The following is a 19,691-nucleotide window of genomic DNA, read 5'->3' as shown; positions in this document are numbered from 1 at the left end:
GGTCGCTCCCCCGTCCCTGGGGGGCTTGGCGACTATCCCGCCTCGCTGTGACGCCGGTCACTGTTACGTACATTTCGTTCATATGTTTTCGGCCAGGCACACTGTGGCCATGCGCTTCCCCCGTCCCCGTACCCGCCCGCGCAGCCTGGCCGGTCAGCTCTTCGCCATGCAGGTGGTGCTGCTCACGGCCGTGGTGGTCGGGTGTGCGTTCTTCACCTATGTCTCCGGCCGTGAGCAGGCGAAGCAGACCGCGACCCGGCAGGTCAGGGCCGCCGCGCTGGCGATCGCCGACTCGCCGTCCGTACGGGAGGCCATCCGCACCCCGGACCCGTCCGCCGTGCTGCAGCCGTACGCGGAGAAGGTGCGCGCGGACACCGGGATCGCCTTCGTCACGATCATGTCCCCGGACCGGGTCCGCTGGACGCACCCGGACGCCGGCCTGATCGGGGAGAAGTTCCTCGGGCACACCGCGCAGGCGCTGCGCGGCGAGACGTTCACCGAGACGTACACCGGCACGCTCGGCCCCTCGATCCGGGTCGTCACCCCGATCCGGGACGGCCGCCGGATCGTCGGTCTGGTCAGCGCGGGCATCACGGTCGACCGGGTCTCCTCGCAGGTGCGGGCGCAGCTCGGGGCGCTGGGGATGGCGGCGGGCGGGGCGCTCGCGCTCGGCGGCCTCGGGACGTATGTGATCAACGCCCGGCTCCGGCGGCACACGCACGGCATGAACGCGGCCGAGCTGAGCCGGATGCACGACTACCACCAGGCCACGCTGCACGCGGTGCGCGAGGGGCTGCTGATGCTCGACGGGCGGCGCCGGATCGCGTTGATCAACGACGCGGGCCGGGAGCTGCTCGGACTCGAACCGGAGGCGGTCGGACGCATGATCACCGAGCTGAATCTGCCGCCCCGGCTGACCGGTGCGCTGCTCGCCTCCGAGAAGCGGGTCGACGAGCTGCATCTGACGGCGGACCGGGTGATCGTGGTCAACACCCGCCCGGTGGTGGGCGGGGAGCAGCGCGGCACGGTGGTGACGCTGCGCGATCACACGGAACTCCAGGCGCTGTCCGGCGAGTTGGACTCCGAGCGGGGGTTCACCCAGGCGCTGCGCTCGCAGGCGCACGAGGCGGCGAACCGGCTGCACACCGTCGTCTCGCTGATCGAACTGGGGCGGGCCGAGGAGGCGGTGGGTTTCGCCACCGCGGAACTGGAGCTGGCCCAGGCCCTCACCGACCGGGTGGTGGACGCGGTCGCCGAGCCGGTGCTGGCGGCGCTGCTGCTCGGCAAGGCGGCGCAGGCGAACGAGCGGGGGGTGGAGCTGGTGCTGGCGGACGACAGTCTGATCGACGACGGCGCCCTGCCCGCGACGCTGCCGCACCGGGATCTGGTGACGGTCCTCGGCAATCTGATCGACAACGCGGTGGACGCGGCGTCGGAGGCGGTGGCCGGTGCGCCCGGTCCGGAATCCGTGCCCGCCCCGCGGACGGCCGGGCCGGGCCGGGCCGCCCGTGCGCGGGTCACCGTCACCGCGCTCGCGGACGAGGGCGAGCTGCTGCTGCGGGTCGCCGACTCCGGGGCCGGGATCGATCCGGACGACGCCTCCGAGGTGTTCGACCGGGGCTGGTCGACGCACGGCGCGGGCCGGGGCATCGGCCTGGCCCTCGTCCGGCAGGCGGTGCACCGCAACGGCGGGACGGTGACGCTGGACCGCGGCCCGGACGGCGGTGCCGAGTTCACGGTGCGATTGCCGCTGGCCGTCGGCGACCGCACGACGCACACCACGAAGGAGGCCACCGCATGATCCAGGTGCTGGTCGTCGGGACGATCCCGTCGCGGCGGACGCCCATCGGCTGTACGTGGGCCGGGTCCCCGGATTCACGGTGGCCGCGGTCGCGCACTCGCGCGCCGAGGCGGCGCGGGCGCTGGACCGCGTGCCGGTCGATCTGCTGCTGCTGGATCTCTATCTGCCCGACGGACACGGTCTGCAGTTGCTGCGCTCGCTGCGCGCGGCCGGGCACTCGGCCGATGTCATCGCGGTGACGTCGGCACGCGATCTCGCGGTGGTGCGGGAAGGGGTGTCGCTCGGTGTCGTCCAGTACGTGCTGAAGCCGTTCACCTTCGCGACGCTGCGCGACCGGCTGGTGCGCTACGCCGAGTTCCGCGCGGCGGCCGGTGAGGCGAGCGGCCAGGACGAGGTGGACCGGGCGCTCGGCGCACTGCGCGCCCCGCAGCCGTCCCGGCTGCCGAAGGGGCTGAGCGGCCCGACGCTGGAGGCCGTCACCCGCGTCCTGCGGGCCGCTCCGGACGGCGTGACCTCGGGTGCGGCCGGGGCGGAGCTGGGCATCTCGCGGATCACCGCGCGCCGATATCTGGAGCACCTGGTGACGGTGGGGCGCGCGGTGCGCAGCCCGCAGTACGGCCAGATCGGGCGTCCGGAGCTGTACTACCGGTGGGTGGCCCAGGGGCGCTGAGCCTGTGCGGCGCCGGACGCCTGTGCGGCGAGGAGCGCGAGGAAGCTCATCCACCGGTCGGCGGCCCTGTCGCCGGACGGCCCGGGCGGCAGGCCGGCGGACCGTGCGCCGGAGCCCCGCTGCCGGCTTGGCGGAGAGCCCGGTCCGGCGAGGAGCCCCCGGGTGTGTTCCCCCAGGGCGCCCGTTACCCGAAGGCGTCGAGGCCTGGGCCGAGGGTGACGGGGAAGCGGGCAGGGGGCTTGCACCGCACACGCGGGCCGACTAGGACGTTCCTACGAGCCGTGATATCGGTGGAACACACCGTAGTCAGGCCACCTGTTGACTCCTACGGTGGGGCCGTGCACCCCTCCCCGCCCTTCAACGCTCCCGCCGCGCGCCGACTCCGCGAGGCCCTGGGGATGCTTCCCGGCCATGTCGCGTACGGCCTCGGGGCCCAGTACGGACTCCGGGTCGGCACGGAGACGGTGGTTGCCTGGGAGCGCGGGCTCACCGTCCCGAGCGAGTACGAACTCACGGCACTGGCAGGGGTGCTGTGGTGCTCACCGGGTGAGCTGCTCACCGCCGCGCGCACTCTGCGGGAGCACCGGGTGGCCCGGGAGCTGGCCGCGGAGGAACTGGCGCGTCTGCTGGGGCTGAGCACCTCCGCGTATCTACGGATGGAGGAGTCGGGCCGCTGGCGCGGCAATGAACGCCAGTCCGCGGTGCTCAGCGAGGTGCTGGGGCTGACGGCCGCCGGGTTCGTGGCCGTGTCCGGCCGGGAGGAGGATCTGGCCGAGCTGTTGCGCGGCGCGGTGACGACGCGCTGGCAGGCGCATGTCCGGTCGGTGGCCAGGCTGGTTCCGCTGGAGCGCGGATTTCTGCAGGACGTGATGGAGCAGCTGCACACCGACTACCAGGCGCTGATGATGTCGACGCTCAGCTGGAGCAGCACCGGCACGGAACGCGCCGGGGCGACGGGCGACGCGGGGCGGGAGTTCCTGGCGGAGATCGTGGATCGGTTCTGGCGGACGGCGGGGGTGGAGGGGGCGAGCGCCTGAGAGCCTGTCGGGTGACCTCCGACCGGTCGGCCACGTGCGGGACCACCGGGTCGCAGCCCGTCCGCACCGCCTCGGTGGCCGCGGGCCGCAGGACGGCGAGCGGCCCCGACCGTCCGTGAAGGGAGACAGTCGGGGCCGTCGGCCACCGCTGGTGACGCTGCCGCGCGCGCCCGGGGTCAGAAGACCGATTCGGCCTCGTCCATCCGGTCCGCGGGCACCGTCTTGAGCCGGGTGATGGCGTCGGCGAGCGGAACCATCTCGATGTCGTTGCCGCGCAGGGCCGTCATCCGGCCGAAGTCGCCCCGGTGCGCGGCCTCCACCGCGTGCCAGCCGAAGCGGGTGGCGAGCACCCGGTCGTACGCGGTCGGCGTGCCGCCGCGCTGCACATGGCCGAGAATGACGGGCCGGGCCTCCTTGCCGAGCCGGGTCTCCAGCTCGATGGCCAGGCGGTTGCCGATGCCCTGGAAGCGCTCGTGACCGTACTGGTCGATCTCGCCCTTGGCGTACGGCATGGAGCCCTCGGCCGGGTGCGCGCCCTCGGCGACGCAGATGACCGCGAACTTCTTGCCGCGCGCGAAGCGCTCCTCGACCATCTTGACCAGGTCCTCGACCTGGAAGCGGCGCTCGGGGAGGCAGATGCCGTGCGCGCCGCCCGCCATTCCGGACTCCAGCGCGATCCAGCCGGCGTGCCGGCCCATCACCTCGACGACCATGACCCGCTGGTGCGATTCGGCGGTGGTCTTGAGGCGGTCTATGGCGTCGGTGGCGACGCCCACCGCCGTGTCGAAGCCGAACGTGCGGTCGGTGGCGGAGATGTCGTTGTCGATGGTCTTGGGAACACCGACGACGGGCATTCCGGCGTCCGACAGCATCCGCGCGGCGGTCAGAGTGCCTTCGCCGCCGATCGGGATCAGCGCGTCCATGCCGTAACGGCGGCTCAGCTCGGCGCAGTTCTCGGCGGCCTCGCGCAGCCGGTCGCGCTCCAGCCGGGCCGAACCGAGGATGGTCCCGCCACGGGCCAGGATGCCGCTGACCGCGTTGAGGTCGAGGGGGCGGAAGTGACCGTCGAGGAGTCCCTTGAACCCGTCCTCGAAGCCGATGACTTCATCGCCGTGACCCACCACGGCTCGGTGCACGACCGACCGGATCACTGCGTTCAGGCCTGGGCAGTCGCCGCCTGCGGTGAGAACTCCGATGCGCATCGTGCTGTATCTCCTGCTCGCTAGTGTCGTGCATTCCGGGGGCGACTACAGAATCCCCCGTACCGTGAGCCACCACGATTGTCCCACGTCAGGTCTGGACCTCGCGCTCCCGGCCGACGCGGGGTGCCCGCACGGGTGCCCCGCCGGACATGGCAGTGGATCCGACGGCGGTCCGACCGGACGGGCGGGGGGCCCGCACCCCTGCGCACACGGCCTCTCGCCCGGCGGGCGGCGCCTCGGCCCCCACGGGTATCGTCAACATGGCAATACCATCCCAAACCACAGAATTGGACGGGAGAGCACGCGTGACGCGCAGCGTGTACGTGACCGGTATCGACCGGGGAGACGGCCGCCAGGTCGTCGATCTGGGAGTCATGGAGCTCCTGACGCGTCAGGTGGACCGGGTCGGGGTGTTCCGGCCGCTCGTCCACGACGGACCCGACCGGCTGTTCGAACTGCTGCGGGCCCGCTACCGACTCCCCCAGGATCCCGCTTCGGCCTACGGTCTGGACTATCACGAGGCATCCGCGCTCCAGGCGGAACAGGGTACGGACGAGCTGGTCTCCCAGCTCGTCGAACGCTTCCACCAGGTGGCCCAGAAGTACGAGGTGGTGCTGGTCCTCGGCACGGACTTCGCCGCCACCCAGCTGCCCGACGAACTGGCGCTCAACGCCCGTCTCGCCAATGAGTTCGGCGCCTCCGTGATCACGGTGGTCGGCGGGAAGGACCAGACCGCGGAGTCCGTACGGGCCGAGGCCCGCAACGCCTACCGGGCGTACGCCGGTCTGGGCTGCGACGTCCTCGCGATGGTCGTGAACCGGGTGGCGGCCGAGGACCGCGATGCCATCGCCGAGCGGCTGGCGGCCCAGCTCCCCGTCCTCTGTTCCGTGCTGCCGGACGATGCCGCGCTCTCCGCGCCGACCGTCGCCCAGATCACCGCTGCGCTCGGCGGCACGGTGCTGCTCGGCGACGACTCCGGGCTGGCCAGGGACGCGCTGGACTTCGTCTTCGGCGGCGCGATGCTGCCGAACATGCTGAACGCGCTGACCCCGGGCTGTCTGGTGGTCACGCCCGGGGACCGGGCGGACCTGGTGATCGGGTCACTGGCCGCGCACAGCGCCGGGACCCCGCCGATCGCGGGTGTGCTGCTGACCCTGGACGAGCGTCCCGGCGAGGAGATACTCAAGCTGGCCGCGCGACTCGCACCGGGCACCCCGGTCGTCTCGGTGGCCGGCGGCTCCTTCCCCACCGCAGGGCAACTCTTCGCGATGGAAGGCAAGTTGAACGCGGCGACGCCCCGAAAGGCGGAGACCGCGCTCGGCCTCTTCGAGCGCCATGTGGACACCGGCGCCCTGCTGGACCGGATCTCGGTGGCCCGCAGCGGCCGTGTCACCCCGATGATGTTCGAGCACGAACTGCTGGAACAGGCCCGCGCCGACCGGCGCCGGGTCGTCCTGCCGGAAGGCACCGAGGAACGAGTGCTGCGCGCCGCCGACGTGCTGATGCGCCGCGACGTCTGCGACCTCACGCTCCTCGGTGACCCCGACGTCATCCGCAAGAAGGCCGCCGACCTCGGCATCGACCTCGCCGCCACCCAGCTCATCGACCCGCACTCCTCCGAACTGCGCCAGGCGTTCGCCGAGCGGTACGCACAACTGCGCGCGCATCGCGGGGTCACCCTGGAGCTGGCGTACGACGTCGTCGCGGACGTCAACTACTTCGGCACGCTGATGGTCCGGGAGGGGCTCGCGGACGGCATGGTCTCCGGGGCCGTGCACTCCACCGCGGCGACGATCCGCCCCGCTTTCGAGATCATCAGGACCAAGGGGGCCGCGCGGAGCGCGTCGGGCGGGGCGACGGGAGACGGGAAGGCCCCGGCGGACGCCTCGATCGTCTCCTCCGTCTTCTTCATGTGCCTCGCCGACAAGGTCCTGGTGTACGGCGACTGCGCGGTCAACCCCGACCCCGACGCGGCACAGCTCGCGGACATCGCGATCCAGTCGGCCGCCACCGCCGCCCGCTTCGGTGTGGAGCCGCGGATCGCCATGCTGTCGTACTCGACGGGCACCTCGGGATCGGGCGCCGACGTCGACAAGGTGCGCGAGGCGACGAACCGGGTCCGCGAGAGCCGGCCGGACCTCAGGATCGAGGGCCCCATCCAGTACGACGCCGCGGTGGAGCCGAGCGTGGCCGCGACGAAACTGCCGGGCTCCGAGGTGGCGGGTCAGGCGACGGTGCTGATCTTCCCGGACCTGAACACCGGCAACAACACCTACAAGGCCGTGCAGCGCTCGGCGGGCGCGGTGGCCGTCGGTCCGGTGCTCCAGGGCCTCCGCAAGCCCGTCAACGATCTGTCCCGGGGCGCCCTGGTCCAGGACATCGTCAATACCGTGGCCATCACGGCGATCCAGGCGCAGAGCGAGGAGCGAACCGCATGACCACCCCGACCGCATCCGCCCCTTCCACCGCGCCCGCGCATCGCGTCCTCGTTCTCAACTCCGGTTCGTCGTCGGTGAAGTACCAGCTCCTGGACATGAGCGACCATTCCCGCCTCGCGGCCGGACTGGTCGAGCGGATCGGCGAGGAGACCTCCCGGCTGGTGCACACCCCGCTGGCCGGCAAAGGCGCCGAGCCGCGTGAGCGGATCGGCCCGATCGCCGACCACGAGTCCGCGCTGAAGGCGGCGGCCGAGGAGCTGGCCGCCGACGGGCTGGGTCTGGACTCCCCCGCACTGGTGGCGATCGGGCACCGGGTGGTGCACGGCGGGCTGCGCTTCACCGAGCCGGTGGTCGTCGACGACGAGGTGCTGAAGGAGATCGAGCGCCTGGTCCCGGTGGCCCCGCTGCACAATCCGGCGAACATCGTCGGCATCCGTACCGCGCGGGCCCTGCGCCCGGACCTTCCACAGGTGGCGGTCTTCGACACGGCGTTCCACACCACGATGCCGGAGTACGCGGCGCGGTACGCGATCGACACCGAGACCGCCGACGCGCACCGCATCCGGCGCTACGGATTCCACGGCACCTCGCACGCGTACGTCTCCCGCAAGGCCGCCGAGCTGCTGGGACGCACCCCCGAGGAGGTCAATGTCATCGTGCTGCACCTGGGCAACGGCGCCTCGGCCTCGGCGGTGGCGGGCGGCCGTTGCGTGGAGACCTCGATGGGGCTGACCCCGCTGGAGGGGCTGGTGATGGGGACACGTTCCGGCGACATCGATCCGGCCGTCACCTTCCATCTCAAGCGGGTGGCGGGGATGTCGACGGACGAGATCGACGAACTGCTCAACAAGAGGAGCGGCCTGCTCGGGCTCTGCGGCGACAACGACATGCGGGAGATCCGGCGCCGGGTCGATGCGGGCGACGAGCGCGCGGCGCTGGCGTTCGACATCTACGTGCACCGGCTGAAGAAGTACATCGGCGCCTATTCGGCGGTCCTCGGGCGGGTGGATGCCGTGGTGTTCACGGCGGGGGTCGGGGAGAACTCGGCACCGGTACGGGAGGCTGCGATCGCCGGTCTCGAGGAGCTCGGTCCGGCGGTGGACGCGGATCTGAACGCCGTACGGTCCGGCGCATCGCGGCTGATCTCACCGGACCACGCACGGGTCGCGGTCGCCGTGGTACCGACGGACGAGGAGCTGGAGATCGCCGTCCAGACCTTCGCGCTCGTCGAACAGGACCACAACTGAGCACCCCCGCGCCCCTTTGTACCTTCCACCAGACGGAATATTCCGCAGCGAAACAAACCGATAGGATCCGCCTCATGCGCCGTTCCAAAATCGTCTGCACACTCGGTCCCGCCGTCGACTCCCATGAGCAGCTCGTCGCTCTGATCGAGGCCGGCATGAGCGTGGCACGCTTCAACTTCAGTCACGGCAGCCACGAGGAGCACCAGGGTCGTTACGACCGGGTCCGCAAGGCCGCCGCCGAGACCGGCCGTGCGGTCGGTGTCCTGGCCGACCTCCAGGGTCCGAAGATCCGCCTGGCGAAGTTCGCCGAGGGCCCCGTCGAGCTGGTCCGCGGGGACGAGTTCACCATCACCTCGGAGGACGTTCCCGGCGACAAGTCGATCTGCGGCACGACCTACAAGGGTCTGCCCGGCGACGTCGCCAAGGGCGACCCGATCCTGATCAACGACGGCAACGTCGAGCTGAAGGTCGTCGCGGTCGACGGTCCCCGGGTCAGGACCATCGTCATCGAGGGCGGCGTCGTCTCCGACCACAAGGGCATCAACCTGCCCGGCGCGGCGGTCAATGTCCCGGCCCTGTCCGAGAAGGACGTCGAGGACCTGCGGTTCGCCCTGCGGATGGGCTGCGACCTGGTGGCGCTCTCCTTCGTACGGGACGCCAACGACGTCAAGGACGTCCACAAGGTGATGGACGAGGAGGGCCGCCGGGTCCCCGTCATCGCCAAGGTCGAGAAGCCGCAGGCCGTCGAGCACATGGAGGGCGTCGTCATGGCGTTCGACGGTGTGATGGTCGCCCGCGGCGACCTGGCCGTCGAGTATCCGCTGGAGAAGGTCCCGATGGTGCAGAAGCGCCTGGTGGAGCTCTGCCGGCGGAACGCCAAGCCGGTGATCGTGGCGACCCAGATGATGGAGTCGATGATCACCAACTCGCGGCCGACCCGCGCCGAGGCGTCCGACGTCGCCAACGCGATCCTGGACGGCGCGGACGCGGTCATGCTGTCCGCCGAGTCCAGCGTGGGCGCGTACCCGATCGAGACGGTCAAGACGATGTCGAAGATCGTCGTCGCCGCCGAGCAGGAGCTGCTCTCCAAGGGCCTCCAGCCGCTGGTGCCGGGCAAGAAGCCCCGCACCCAGGGTGGTTCGGTGGCCCGTGCCGCCTGCGAGATCGCGGACTTCCTGAACGGCAAGGCGCTGGTCGCCTTCACCAAGTCCGGCGACACGGCCCGCCGGCTCTCCCGCTACCGCGCCGCGCAGCCCATCCTCGCCTTCACCACGGACGAGTCCACCCGCAACCAGCTCGCCCTGAGCTGGGGCGTCGAGGCCCACGTCGTCCCGCACGTGGACAACACGGACGCGATGGTCGACCTGGTCGACGCGGAACTCCTCAAGCTGGACCGCTACAACGAGGGCGACACGATGGTCATCACGGCCGGCTCGCCCCCCGGCATCCCGGGCACGACGAACATGGTGCGGGTGCACCACGTGGGAGGCGGGGCGCGCGACTGACGCGACCCGTACCCCTGCGGGAAAGGCCTGTGGGCCGCGCTCCTTCCGGAGTGCGGCCCACAGGCCTTTCCGTACGGCTCCCGCACGGGTCGGCACCGGCCAGGGCCTCTCGTTCGGATCATGCCGGGCTCGCGTGCCCCGCTCGCCGATCCGACCTGATCCGGACGGAAGACCCTAGCTGTTGCCGCCGGTGAAGTAGTTGTGCAGTCCCGGCACCGTGAGCGAGCCGCCGAACTGCCCTGCCTGGGTCACCTTGACCTTGGTGAAGAAGGCGAAGGGAACGTTCAGCGGCGGTGGCGTCTTCGGGCTGAACGTCACCGGGATGAGGCCGAAGAGATTGCCCTTCAGCTCCTCGGTGTACATCGTCACGGTGCCGTTGCGGATGGTGGACGTGGAGCCCTTGCGCGCCTGGACGTGGGCCGTGGTGCCGTTCGGGCCGACCGTCAGCTGGTGGAGGTCCTTGATGTCGACGGAGCTCGCGGTGAACTTGAGCACCTTCTTGATGGTGCCGTCCTGCGTCTTCACCTCGACGATGCCCTTGTAGTCGAGCCCGTTGAGGGTGAGCAGCGAACTGTCCAGGATCCACGGGTCGGTGGGGAGCAGCGGGACGCCCGTTTCGAGGTCGGCTGCGGCCAGCGCCTCGGGGTCGGGCGTCGGACACGGGAAGCGCTCCTTGGCGCCGTCCGGGATGTCCTCGTCCTTCTTGGCGTCGAGTCCCTTGACGCTGTCGTCGAGCTCCTTGACCGGCTGGCCGGCCTTGTCCGCGGCGTCACGGATGGCGGCGGCGGTCTTGTCGGCGGTCTCCTTCGCGGCGCCCGTGACCTTCTCCGTCGCCTTCTCCGCCGGCTTGGCGGTGTCGCTCTGCGACGGCTTCGGGGACGCGGTGCTCGCGCTCGGGGACGGGCTCGCCGCGGCCTTGTCCGGTCCGTCGAAGAGGTCCTTCAGCGCGTCACCGACGCCCAGCGGGTCGAGCGGGTTGGTCGACTTCGTGGGGGTGGGCGAGGCGCTCGGCGCAGCGGCGGCGGGCGCGTCGGCGGCCTTCGCCTCCGGCTTCGCCGCGTCGCTCGCCGACGGGGTCGCCGAGGACTTCGGTGTCGCCGTGTCGCCCTTGCCGACGGAATCGGTGGCGGACGGGGACGGGGACGGCGACTTCGTCTCCGACGCGGAAGGGGACGGGGACTCGCTCGGCTCGTCGGAGCGGGTCACGCAGGGGCCGGGCGCGAAGGGAATGTCCGTGCTGTCGTCGGCCAGCGCGAGCTTGGGGGTGAGCCCCATGCCCACGAAGACGGCCGTCGGCATCGCGGCGAGCGCGAAGGCCTTGCCTGCGGGTATGTGCAGCTTCGTCAGCAACGACTTCCGGGGGGCCGCGTGGCGCGGCCCGCTTCTCGCCCGGAGGTCCTCCCCGGTCGAGTTCAGCTGCGTCTCGTCACCCCGCACGATGCCTCCCGCCGTCGACCTCAACTGTCGTGTCGTGCTGCTCCGGCTGCTGGGGCACCGCCGCCGTGCTGTGGAACTCGGGTTCGGGCTCCCGCGTCCCGGGAGCGGCGTCCTCGGCCGTCGGCCCCTGGGCGCCGGCGTCCATGGGGTCGGGCTTCGGCTCGCCCGGGGCCCAGGAGACGGAGAGCGCTCCACCGAGCAGGGCGAACAGGAAACCGACCAGGAACCCGCCGATGTTGGCGACCGGTATGGAGATCAGCGCCAGCAGGATCGCGGCAACTCCGGCGAACACCCTCACGATGTGGTGGAACCACATCGTCAGGCCCAGCGTGATCAGCAGGACCCCGATGATCAGCGATCCGGCACCGGCGGTCGTGGACATCGCCAGCGTGATGTTGCCGAGGTGCATGTTGGCGTACGGGAAGTACGCGATGGGTAGACCACCCACCATGGTGAACAGGCCCGCCCAGAACGGCCGGTTACCCCGCCAGGTGCGGAATCTCCGCCGGAAGACGCGGAGGTAGTGCTCGTTCTGCCCTGTGGACTCGGGGCTCATGGAAAACAGCTCCCTGGAACCGGTACTGCTGTGAGAAGAGAAAGGGCGGGCGGCCGGAGGTCCGCGGCGGGCACCCCGGCCACCCTGGGCAAGTGCCCTAGTAGCAAGGCTGGTTGCCGGACTTCAGCCGCAAGCTCAGGTTGCTGAGCTTGAAGGTGCCTGCGGTGGTCGCCCACGCCTCCTGCTTCACGTCCTTCAGCACGGCCGTCTGGGCGCGCTGCGCGAAGCCGTTCGGGTTGACGGCCTTCTCGGTACCGGACTGGATGCCAGGCTTGCCGACGGAACCGGCCGCCACACCGATGTCGATGTTCTCGAAGTACGCGTCGGCGTCGAGCTCGGCGACGTCCAGGTACAGGTTGGTCGCCTTGACCGGCTTCTTCGGGTTCGTACCCGCGTTCAGCTGCAGCGTGACAGTGCCGAGGCCGAACGGAAGGTTCGGAGTCACCACCGACTGGCACATGTTGGTGATCGTGGCGTCACTGAAGCCGGACACGGCCACGGCGTGCGCCCCGTTCTTGCCTTCGGGGTCCGTGCCGGTGGCCACGCTGCCGTACTGCACGAAGTTGTGGCCGACGAGCTTGTCGGCGTGCACCTTGAAGCTCTGGCCGGACACGCTGAAGGACGCCGCGAGGGCGCCCTGTGCGAGACCGACACCCACTGCGGCGGTCGCGACGACGCTCGGCACCATGACCAGAGCGAAACGCTTCCATCTGGTGCCGCCACGAACCTGGGAACTCATAAATTTTCCTCCTTCTCGGACGTACATCTCCGGTCCGGGCCTCGGCCCGTCCTGGGATGGGAGAAGTGCTACGTCCTCGGAAAGAGAGCGCCGCGCACGGAGGCAGGAACCGCGTCCGAATCACCGGCGATCACCCCCGAGCGACAACCACTGGCCGCGCGAACGCGCAACCTGTTCGGACAGGCCCTGCCGGACGGCAGGAACCCCCCTGTCCGGAGTCGGCTCCACTGCCGCCGACCCACTCGGTGGGGACCCAACAGGGCCGCCGCGCCGACTGGCAGCCGGGCTGGCGTTATTGGACCGAGCGTGGCCGATCGTCGTGCATTCCCGCCTGTGGCACAAGGGGGTTCGTTACTCGCTAGTAACGGCCCGATAACCGATGCGCGACCGGGTGGCATCGCCCGGCCACACAGGGTGGTGCCGAACGGAAGGACGAAAGGGGAAATCGGGGCCCTTATGCGGACAGATCCAGGGGGGCGATTTACTGCGAGTAACAGGCCGTACCTTTGTCAAGATTTGGTAAAGCGGGGCCGTCTCTTATCGCCCGGTCGCGAAAACGGCCGTGACACCCCGGGGGGCGTCACGGCCGCGTTGTCACATCAGAACAAGACCCGCGCCAGCGCCGTGCGCGCGGCGCCGACCCGCGGATCGTCGGGGCCGATCACCTCGAACAGCTCCAGCAGCCGCAGCCGCGCCGTGTCCCGCTCGTCGCCGAAGTGACGGCGCACCGTCTCGACGAGCCGGCCGAAGGCGTCCTCGACGTGCCCGCCGACGAGGTCCAGGTCGGCGGCCGCGAGCTGTGCCGCGACATCGGCGGGGTTGTCCGCGGCGTCCTTGCGGACCTGCTGCGGGTCCACGTCCTTGACCCGGGCGAGCAGTTCGGCCTGGGCGAGACCGAGCTTGGCCTCCGTGTTGGCCGGGTCCTCGGACAGGACGTTCTTGTACGCCCGGACGGCACCGGCGAAGTCGCTGGCATCCAGGGCCTGTACGGCCGCTTCGAGCAGGGCGTCGTACGGCCCTGCGGGCGCTTCGGCCGGAGCCTGGTCGGCTCCCTCGACGGCGGCGTCCTGGTCGACCACGATCCCGGTGAGACCGAACCGCTCCTCGCCGACCTGGATCAATTGGTCGAGCGTCTGCCGGATCTGGGCCTCGGGGGCCGCGCCCTGGAAGAGCGGGAGGGCCTGTCCGGCGACGACGGCGAAGACCGCCGGGATGCCCTGGATGCCGAACTGCTGCATCAGCATCTGGTTGGCGTCGACATCGACCTTGGCCAGCACGAAGCGGCCGTTGTACTCACGGGCCAGACGCTCCAGGAGCGGGCCCAGCTGCTTGCACGGTTCGCACCACTCGGCCCAGAAGTCGATGACGACCGGGACCTCGGCGGAGCGCTGCAGGACATCGCTCTCGAAGCCCGCTTCATCGACGTCGATCACCAGGGCGGACGGCGACACGGCACCGCCACCACCCTGCCGGGCGGCCTCGGCACGGGCCTGCTCCGCCTTCACCTTGGCCTCGCCGGCCGCCTTCACCGCGGCGAGGTCGACGACGCCGCTCATGGACATGTTCCTAGGCTGCATACGTACATCCTCCCCCCTCGGCGCACCGATACGGAAAGCGATCCGGGAACCGCACCCGTCCGCGGGTCCCCACCGGAGTGCGGGGCGCACGGACAGACACGGCCCGAGGGCCCCTGAATGGCCCGTTCCGGCGCCGGGTCCCCACCCGGTGCCTGTGGCTGTCGTTCGGTCGTGGCGTCACGACGGCACGACCGTCGTCCTTACGCTACGACCCGTAGCGTAACTGCCGGGCACGCCTCGCGCACAAGCGTGTTCGGTGATCTGTCTCACGGTGAACGAGGCCGGTCGGTTCTACTTACTGACCGGTATGGTCGCGGCATGCTGAGCCACGGCCACCCCAAACCCGTTCGAACGGGGCGTCCGCGCAGCGCCGCGGCCGATGAAGCGATCCTGGAGGCGACCAGAGCCTCCCTGGTCGACCTCGGCTGGTCGAAGCTGACGATGGGCGACGTGGCGACGCGGGCCGGAGTCGCGAAGACGACGCTGTACCGGCGGTGGGCGGGCAAGAACGAGCTGGTCGTCGACGCCGTCGCAGTCCTGTTCGACGAGTTGGAACTACCCGACCTGGGCAGCCTGTCGGCCGATGTGCAGGCGGTGGTTCTGCAGTTCGCCGCTCTGCTGGAGCGGCCGGAGACCCGGACGGCGCTGATGGCGGTGGTCGCGGAGTCGACCCGTGACGAGGCCCTGCGGGCCCGGATCCGCGACTCGATCGTGGACCGGCAGAAGCGGCTGGTGCTCCAGGGACGCCAACGGGCCCAGGAACGCGGGGAGTTGCCCGTCGAACAGGACGAGGCCGTGGCGGCGACGACCGCCGATCTGATCTTCGATGTGATCGCCGGCGCGGTCGTGCACCGGACCCTGGTGAGCGCCGAGCCCGTCGACGCGGACTGGGCCCGGCGCTTCACCGTACTGCTGCTCGCAGGGCTGGGCGCGGCGGCCTCGGCGTGAGCCGGGCGGGCCGCGACGGGGCCGGGCACGGTGACGCTCCCGTACCGCCTCCGGAGGCGGTACGGGCCTCGCGACCGCACTCGCCCGCCCGGAGGCGACACCGATCGCCGCCGCCCGCCCGTCAGAAGCCGGGCGGCTCCGTGTAGGTGCCCCACTCCTCGCGCAGGACCCCGCAGATCTCACCGAGCGTCGCCTCGGCCCGTACCGCGTCGAGCATCGGGCCGATCATGTTGGAGCCGTCGCGGGCGGACGCCAGCATCGCGTCCAGCGCCGACTTCACCCGGGCGTCGTCACGGGCGTCCTTGCGGCCGCCGAGCACCCGGACCTGCTCGCGCTCCACCTCGTGGCTGACCCGCAGGATCTCCAGGTCTCCGGTGACCGAGCCGTGGTGGACGTTGACGCCGACGACGCGCTTGTCGCCCTTCTCCAGCGACTGCTGGTACCGGAACGCGGACTCGGCGATCTCGCCGGTGAACCAGCCGTCCTCGATGCCGCGCAGGATGCCGGAGGTGATGGGCCCGACGGGGTGCTGCCCGTCCGGGTGGGCCCGGGTGCCGCGCTCCTTGATCTGGTCGAAGATCTTCTCGGCGTCGGCCTCGATCCGGTCGGTGAGCTGCTCCACGTACCAGGAACCGCCCAGCGGGTCGGCCACGTTGGCGACGCCGGTCTCCTCCATCAGCACCTGCTGGGTGCGCAGCGCGATCTCGGCGGCCTGCTCGGAGGGGAGCGCGAGCGTCTCGTCGAGGGCGTTGGTGTGCAGCGAGTTGGTGCCGCCCAGGACCGCGGAGAGTGCCTCGACCGCCGTCCGTACGACGTTGTTGTACGGCTGCTGGGCGGTGAGCGAGACACCGGCGGTCTGGGTGTGGAAGCGGAGCCACTGCGCCTTGTCGGTCCTGGCGCCGTACGTCTCCTTCATCCAGCGGGCCCAGATCCGGCGGGCCGCGCGGAACTTGGCGATCTCCTCGAAGAAGTCGAGGTGCGCGTCGAAGAAGAAGGAGAGGCCGGGCGCGAAGGTGTCGACGTCCAGCCCGCGGGAGAGGCCGAGCTCCACGTAGCCGAAGCCGTCGGCGAGCGTGTACGCGAGCTCCTGCGCGGCCGTCGCCCCGGCCTCGCGGATGTGGTAACCGGAGACGGAGAGCGGCTTGTACGCGGGGATGTCGCGGGCGCAGTGCTCCATCAGGTCACCGATGAGGCGCAGATGGGGCTCGGGCTGGAAGAGCCACTCCTTCTGCGCGATGTACTCCTTGAAGATGTCGGTCTGGAGCGTGCCGTTGAGCACACCCGGGTCGACGCCCTGGCGCTCGGCGGCGACCAGGTACATGCAGAAGACGGGGACGGCGGGTCCGCTGATCGTCATGGACGTCGTGACGTCGCCGAGCGGGATGTCCTTGAAGAGGACCTCCATGTCGGCGGCGGAGTCGATGGCCACACCGCAGTGCCCGACCTCGCCGAGCGAGCGGGGGTCGTCGGAGTCGCGGCCCATCAGCGTCGGCATGTCGAAGGCGACGCTGAGCCCGCCGCCGCCCGCGGCGAGGATCATCTTGTAGCGCTCGTTGGTCTGCTCGGCGTTGCCGAAGCCGGCGAACTGGCGGATGGTCCAGGTCCGGCCGCGGTAGCCGGTCGGGTGGAGCCCCCGGGTGAAGGGGTACTCGCCGGGCCAGCCGATCCGCTCGAATCCCTCGTACGTGTCCCCCGGGCGGGGGCCGTACACGGGCTCCACGGGGTCTCCGGAGAGCGTGGTGAAGTCCGCGTCACGCTTGCGGGCCTTGTCGTAACGGGCCTGCCAGCGGCGGCGGCCCTCCTCGATCGCGTCAGCGTCCATACCATCGAATTTACTAGGACGTCCTAGTAAATGTCGATGGCAAACCGCCCGGCGCTTTGCACGGGGCGGTTCGGGTGGTGCGGCGCGGCCGGGAGCCCGGCCCGCGGCTCAGAGCCTGTCGGGTGACCTCGGACCGGCTGGCGGACGCGGTCCGGTGCGTGCGATTCCAAGGCGCAGGAGGGAGTCGACGCGGAGCGTCGGCGACCGACGACAACCCGGGAAGCGTGCGTGCCAGGGCGCGACCGCCCGGTCCGAGGTCACCCGACAGGCTCTCAGGCCTTGACGGTCACGGGGGAAGCGTCGGCGACCAGCGGCTCGATCTCGCGGACGACCTTGCGCTCGACGAAGAACGCGGCCGTCGGGATGGTGCCGGAGATCAGCACCCAGAGCAGCTTGCCCACCGGCATCTTCGCCTTGGAGCCCAGATCGAAGGCGAAGATCAGGTAGATGATGTACAGCACGCCATGGATCTGGGAGACGACGAGCGTCAGGTCCTTGCCCATGTCGAAGCCGTACTTGAAGACCATGCAGGTGCAGAGCACCAGCAACATGACTGCGGTGACGTAGGCCATCACCCGGTACCGGGTCAGCACACTGCGTTTCATGGCATCGAGCGTAACCGGACGCCCGGGGCGATCTTGCAGCGGGCCGGGCCCTCGGAATGTCTTCCTGCGCCTGTTCCTACGACTCCTCGAAGTCGTGGGCCGCGATGCGCAGCGGCCGCAGCATGGCGAAGATCTCCGCGCACTCCTCGGCGTCGTACACCCCTAGCCCGAACTCCATGTCGACCAGGTCCTTGGTCGCCGCCTCGACGACCTCACGGCCCTTGTCGGTGATGGAGGCGAGGGTCCCGCGGCCGTCGTTCGGGTTGGGGCGCTTGGCGACCAGACCCGAGCGCACCAGCCGGTCCACCGTGTTCGTGACGGAGGTGGGGTGGACCATGAGCCGCTCACCGATCTTGGACATCGGCAGCTCACCGGCCTTGGAGAAGGTGAGCAGCACCAGAGCCTCGTACCGCGCGAAGGTCAGGCCGTACGGCTTGACGACCGCGTCGACCTCGGCGAGCAGGATCTGCTGCGCGCGCATGATCGAGGTGATCGCCCCCATCGAGGGCACCGGTCCCCAGCGCTGCTGCCAGAGTTCGTCGGCGCGGGCGATGGGATCGAAGGGGAGACTGAGCGGCTTCGGCACGGCATCGACCTTACCCACTGGTCATATGCTGGTCAGCCCCGTCTCGAACTTCGGTACCGGACTCCCGTTCTCCGGACCTCCCGGACGACCAGCAGCGTGCACAGGGTGCCGATCACCCCGGAGGCGGCGACCACCTGGTGGACCGGGAAGAACTCCGCGGCCAGCCCCGCGAGGGCCATGCCGAGCCCCTGGACCGTCATCAGTCCGGCGGTGAGCAGGGTCATCGCCCTGCCCCGCAGCACCTCCGGCACCGCGTCGACGAACCACTGGTCGAGCCCGATGATGTACGCGCCCCCTGCCCCGGCCAGCACCAGGGCGACGATGGTGAGCGGCATGCCGGGCCGGGTGGCGTACAGCGCCAGGGGAAGCAACCCGAGAGCGGCCGTGGGCAGCACGATCCTGGAGCGGGTACGGGGGCCGAGGGCGGACCCCGCCCAGAGCTCCGCCCCGATGTGTCCGACGGCCATCGCGCACATCAGCAGGCCCAGCGCCGCGGGCCCCAGGCCGACCGCGTCGGCGTAGGGGGCGGCCAGGGCCTCCGGCGCGACCACGAAGAAGGCGGGCACCCAGAAGAGCAGCAGCAGCGCCCGGATCCCGCGGTCGGCGAAGACGCTCCGGGCTCCGGCGAGGGAGTCGCTCACCAGCCGTCCGCCGCCGCTCTCCCCCGCCTCGGCGAGGCGGGCGGGCCTGGCGCGGGTGCCGAAGCGGAGCAGCAGCGCCGAGCAGCAGAACGTGCCGACGGTGACCGTGATCGCGCCGCGCGGCGACAGCGCCGCCAGCAGCACCCCGCCGGCGCCGAATCCGGCGAGCAGGGCGCTCTGCGAGACGATCCGCAGCAGCGAACGGCCCAGGACGTAGAGGTCGCCCTCGCCGAGGATGTCGGTGAGCGCGGCGGTCCGCGTCCCGGTGAACACGGGCGCGACCGCCGCCACGGCGCACCGCAGCGCGAGGAGCCCTCCGACGGGGGTGCCCGGCAGCACCATGACGGCGACGCAGCAGGCGCAGACCAGATCGCAGACGACGAGGACGCGGCGTGCGGGACAGCGGTCGGCGACCCCGGCGAAGAGCGTGCCGCCGACGAGGTAGGGGAGGAAGCCCAGCGCGAAGGTGAGGGCGGAGAGCAGCGGCGAGCCGGTGAGGTCGTAGACGAGGACGGTGAGGGCTAGTTCGCTGACGACCACGCCCAGCAGCGAGAGCAGGTGCGCCGCGAACACCGCCCGGAACTCCCGCACCCGGAACACGGCCCGGTAGCCGCCCTCCGTACCCGGTCCCGCTCCGCCGTCGGCCGCGGCACCGGGGCCGGGCGCGCCGCCGGGGACGTCGGCACCGGCTGCTCCGGCCGCGCCGGGAGGCCCGCCGTCGCCGTCGGCCCCGCCCCGAAGTCCCTGTCCGCTGCTCGGGTCGTGCGGGTCGCGGGGCTCCGGGGCGCATACCGGGAACGGCGCGTCGGGGGCGGGGGCGGTGCGGGGTGTGCCCGCCTGCGTACGGTCGTCGTTCGGCATGGACGCAGCCTGGCCGAAC

General features: G+C 71.0%; 15 protein-coding genes and 1 pseudogene. 7 read left to right on the top strand and 9 right to left on the bottom strand.

Annotated elements, in window-relative coordinates:
• The first annotated feature begins 109 nt into the window (after positions 1 to 109).
• From ACIOHC_RS22130 to ACIOHC_RS22120, 3 genes and pseudogenes are all read left to right on the top strand, one after another.
• On the top strand, positions 110 to 1,801 hold the full coding sequence (locus ACIOHC_RS22130) for a sensor histidine kinase (RefSeq protein WP_351074707.1): 1,692 nt from the start codon (positions 110 to 112) through the stop codon (positions 1,799 to 1,801).
• Positions 1,798 to 2,471, top strand: a pseudogene (locus ACIOHC_RS22125) (response regulator). The gene ACIOHC_RS22130 and the pseudogene ACIOHC_RS22125 overlap by 4 nt, the downstream one beginning before the upstream one ends.
• A gap of 398 nt (positions 2,472 to 2,869) precedes the next feature.
• On the top strand, positions 2,870 to 3,508 hold the full coding sequence (locus tag ACIOHC_RS22120; RefSeq protein WP_389636714.1) for an XRE family transcriptional regulator: 639 nt from the start codon (positions 2,870 to 2,872) through the stop codon (positions 3,506 to 3,508).
• Between the two features lie 176 nt (positions 3,509 to 3,684).
• On the opposite strand, the gene ACIOHC_RS22115 is transcribed toward ACIOHC_RS22120, so the two are convergent.
• Positions 3,685 to 4,710 carry an ATP-dependent 6-phosphofructokinase gene (locus ACIOHC_RS22115; protein WP_351074711.1) on the bottom strand — a complete coding sequence of 342 codons (1,026 nt, stop codon included), beginning with the start codon at positions 4,708 to 4,710 and terminating at the stop codon, positions 3,685 to 3,687.
• 305 nt (positions 4,711 to 5,015) lie between these two features.
• On the opposite strand from ACIOHC_RS22115, the gene pta reads away from it, so the two are divergent.
• The 3 genes from pta to pyk all read left to right on the top strand — a co-directional run bounded on the left by pta (position 5,016) and on the right by pyk (position 9,900).
• A complete protein-coding gene (gene pta / locus ACIOHC_RS22110) occupies positions 5,016 to 7,148 on the top strand; it encodes a phosphate acetyltransferase (protein WP_365690054.1) in 2,133 nt (710 codons plus the stop codon).
• A complete protein-coding gene (locus ACIOHC_RS22105) occupies positions 7,145 to 8,395 on the top strand; it encodes an acetate kinase (RefSeq protein WP_401843625.1) in 1,251 nt (416 codons plus the stop codon). The genes pta and ACIOHC_RS22105 overlap by 4 nt, the downstream gene beginning before the upstream one ends.
• Before the next feature lie 74 nt (positions 8,396 to 8,469).
• Positions 8,470 to 9,900 (top strand): pyruvate kinase, encoded by a 1,431-nt coding sequence (pyk, locus tag ACIOHC_RS22100; RefSeq protein WP_351074715.1) that lies wholly within the window; start codon positions 8,470 to 8,472, stop codon positions 9,898 to 9,900.
• Between the two features lie 174 nt (positions 9,901 to 10,074).
• Here the strand turns inward: pyk and ACIOHC_RS22095 are convergent, their stop codons facing one another.
• The 4 genes from ACIOHC_RS22095 to ACIOHC_RS22080 all read right to left on the bottom strand — a co-directional run bounded on the left by ACIOHC_RS22095 (position 10,075) and on the right by ACIOHC_RS22080 (position 14,209).
• Positions 10,075 to 11,337 carry a hypothetical protein gene (locus tag ACIOHC_RS22095; RefSeq protein WP_351074716.1) on the bottom strand — a complete coding sequence of 421 codons (1,263 nt, stop codon included), beginning with the start codon at positions 11,335 to 11,337 and terminating at the stop codon, positions 10,075 to 10,077.
• On the bottom strand, positions 11,327 to 11,893 hold the full coding sequence (locus ACIOHC_RS22090) for a DUF6114 domain-containing protein (RefSeq protein ID WP_351074717.1): 567 nt from the start codon (positions 11,891 to 11,893) through the stop codon (positions 11,327 to 11,329). Before ACIOHC_RS22090 ends, ACIOHC_RS22095 begins: the two co-directional genes overlap by 11 nt.
• Positions 11,894 to 11,990: 97 nt before the next feature.
• On the bottom strand, positions 11,991 to 12,632 hold the full coding sequence (locus tag ACIOHC_RS22085) for a DUF6230 family protein (protein ID WP_351074719.1): 642 nt from the start codon (positions 12,630 to 12,632) through the stop codon (positions 11,991 to 11,993).
• Between the two features lie 599 nt (positions 12,633 to 13,231).
• Entirely contained in the window at positions 13,232 to 14,209 is a 978-nt protein-coding gene (locus ACIOHC_RS22080) for a tetratricopeptide repeat protein (protein WP_401843624.1), read from the bottom strand.
• Between the two features lie 318 nt (positions 14,210 to 14,527).
• Between ACIOHC_RS22080 and ACIOHC_RS22075 the strand changes: the two genes are divergently transcribed.
• Positions 14,528 to 15,157, top strand: coding sequence for a TetR/AcrR family transcriptional regulator (locus ACIOHC_RS22075; RefSeq protein ID WP_365690060.1), 630 nt, complete (start codon positions 14,528 to 14,530; stop codon positions 15,155 to 15,157).
• 121 nt (positions 15,158 to 15,278) lie between these two features.
• Here ACIOHC_RS22075 and ACIOHC_RS22070 read toward each other — a convergent pair whose 3' ends face one another.
• From ACIOHC_RS22070 to ACIOHC_RS22055, 4 genes are all read right to left on the bottom strand, one after another.
• Entirely contained in the window at positions 15,279 to 16,979 is a 1,701-nt protein-coding gene (locus ACIOHC_RS22070) for a methylmalonyl-CoA mutase family protein (RefSeq protein ID WP_351074725.1), read from the bottom strand.
• A gap of 272 nt (positions 16,980 to 17,251) precedes the next feature.
• Positions 17,252 to 17,584: a DUF3817 domain-containing protein gene (locus tag ACIOHC_RS22065; protein WP_351084929.1), complete on the bottom strand. Its 333-nt coding sequence runs from the start codon at positions 17,582 to 17,584 to the stop codon at positions 17,252 to 17,254.
• A 76-nt stretch (positions 17,585 to 17,660) separates the two neighbouring features.
• Positions 17,661 to 18,170 carry a MarR family transcriptional regulator gene (locus ACIOHC_RS22060; RefSeq protein WP_327278025.1) on the bottom strand — a complete coding sequence of 170 codons (510 nt, stop codon included), beginning with the start codon at positions 18,168 to 18,170 and terminating at the stop codon, positions 17,661 to 17,663.
• A 32-nt stretch (positions 18,171 to 18,202) separates the two neighbouring features.
• On the bottom strand, positions 18,203 to 19,672 hold the full coding sequence (locus ACIOHC_RS22055) for an MFS transporter (RefSeq protein WP_351084931.1): 1,470 nt from the start codon (positions 19,670 to 19,672) through the stop codon (positions 18,203 to 18,205).
• Positions 19,673 to 19,691 lie beyond the last annotated feature (19 nt).

The organism is Streptomyces sp. NPDC088252, assembly GCF_044740965.1.
Taxonomy (GTDB): domain Bacteria; phylum Actinomycetota; class Actinomycetes; order Streptomycetales; family Streptomycetaceae; genus Streptomyces.
The sequence above is the reverse complement of the archived record's forward strand: the minus strand, read 5'-3'. Positions and strand labels throughout refer to the sequence as shown.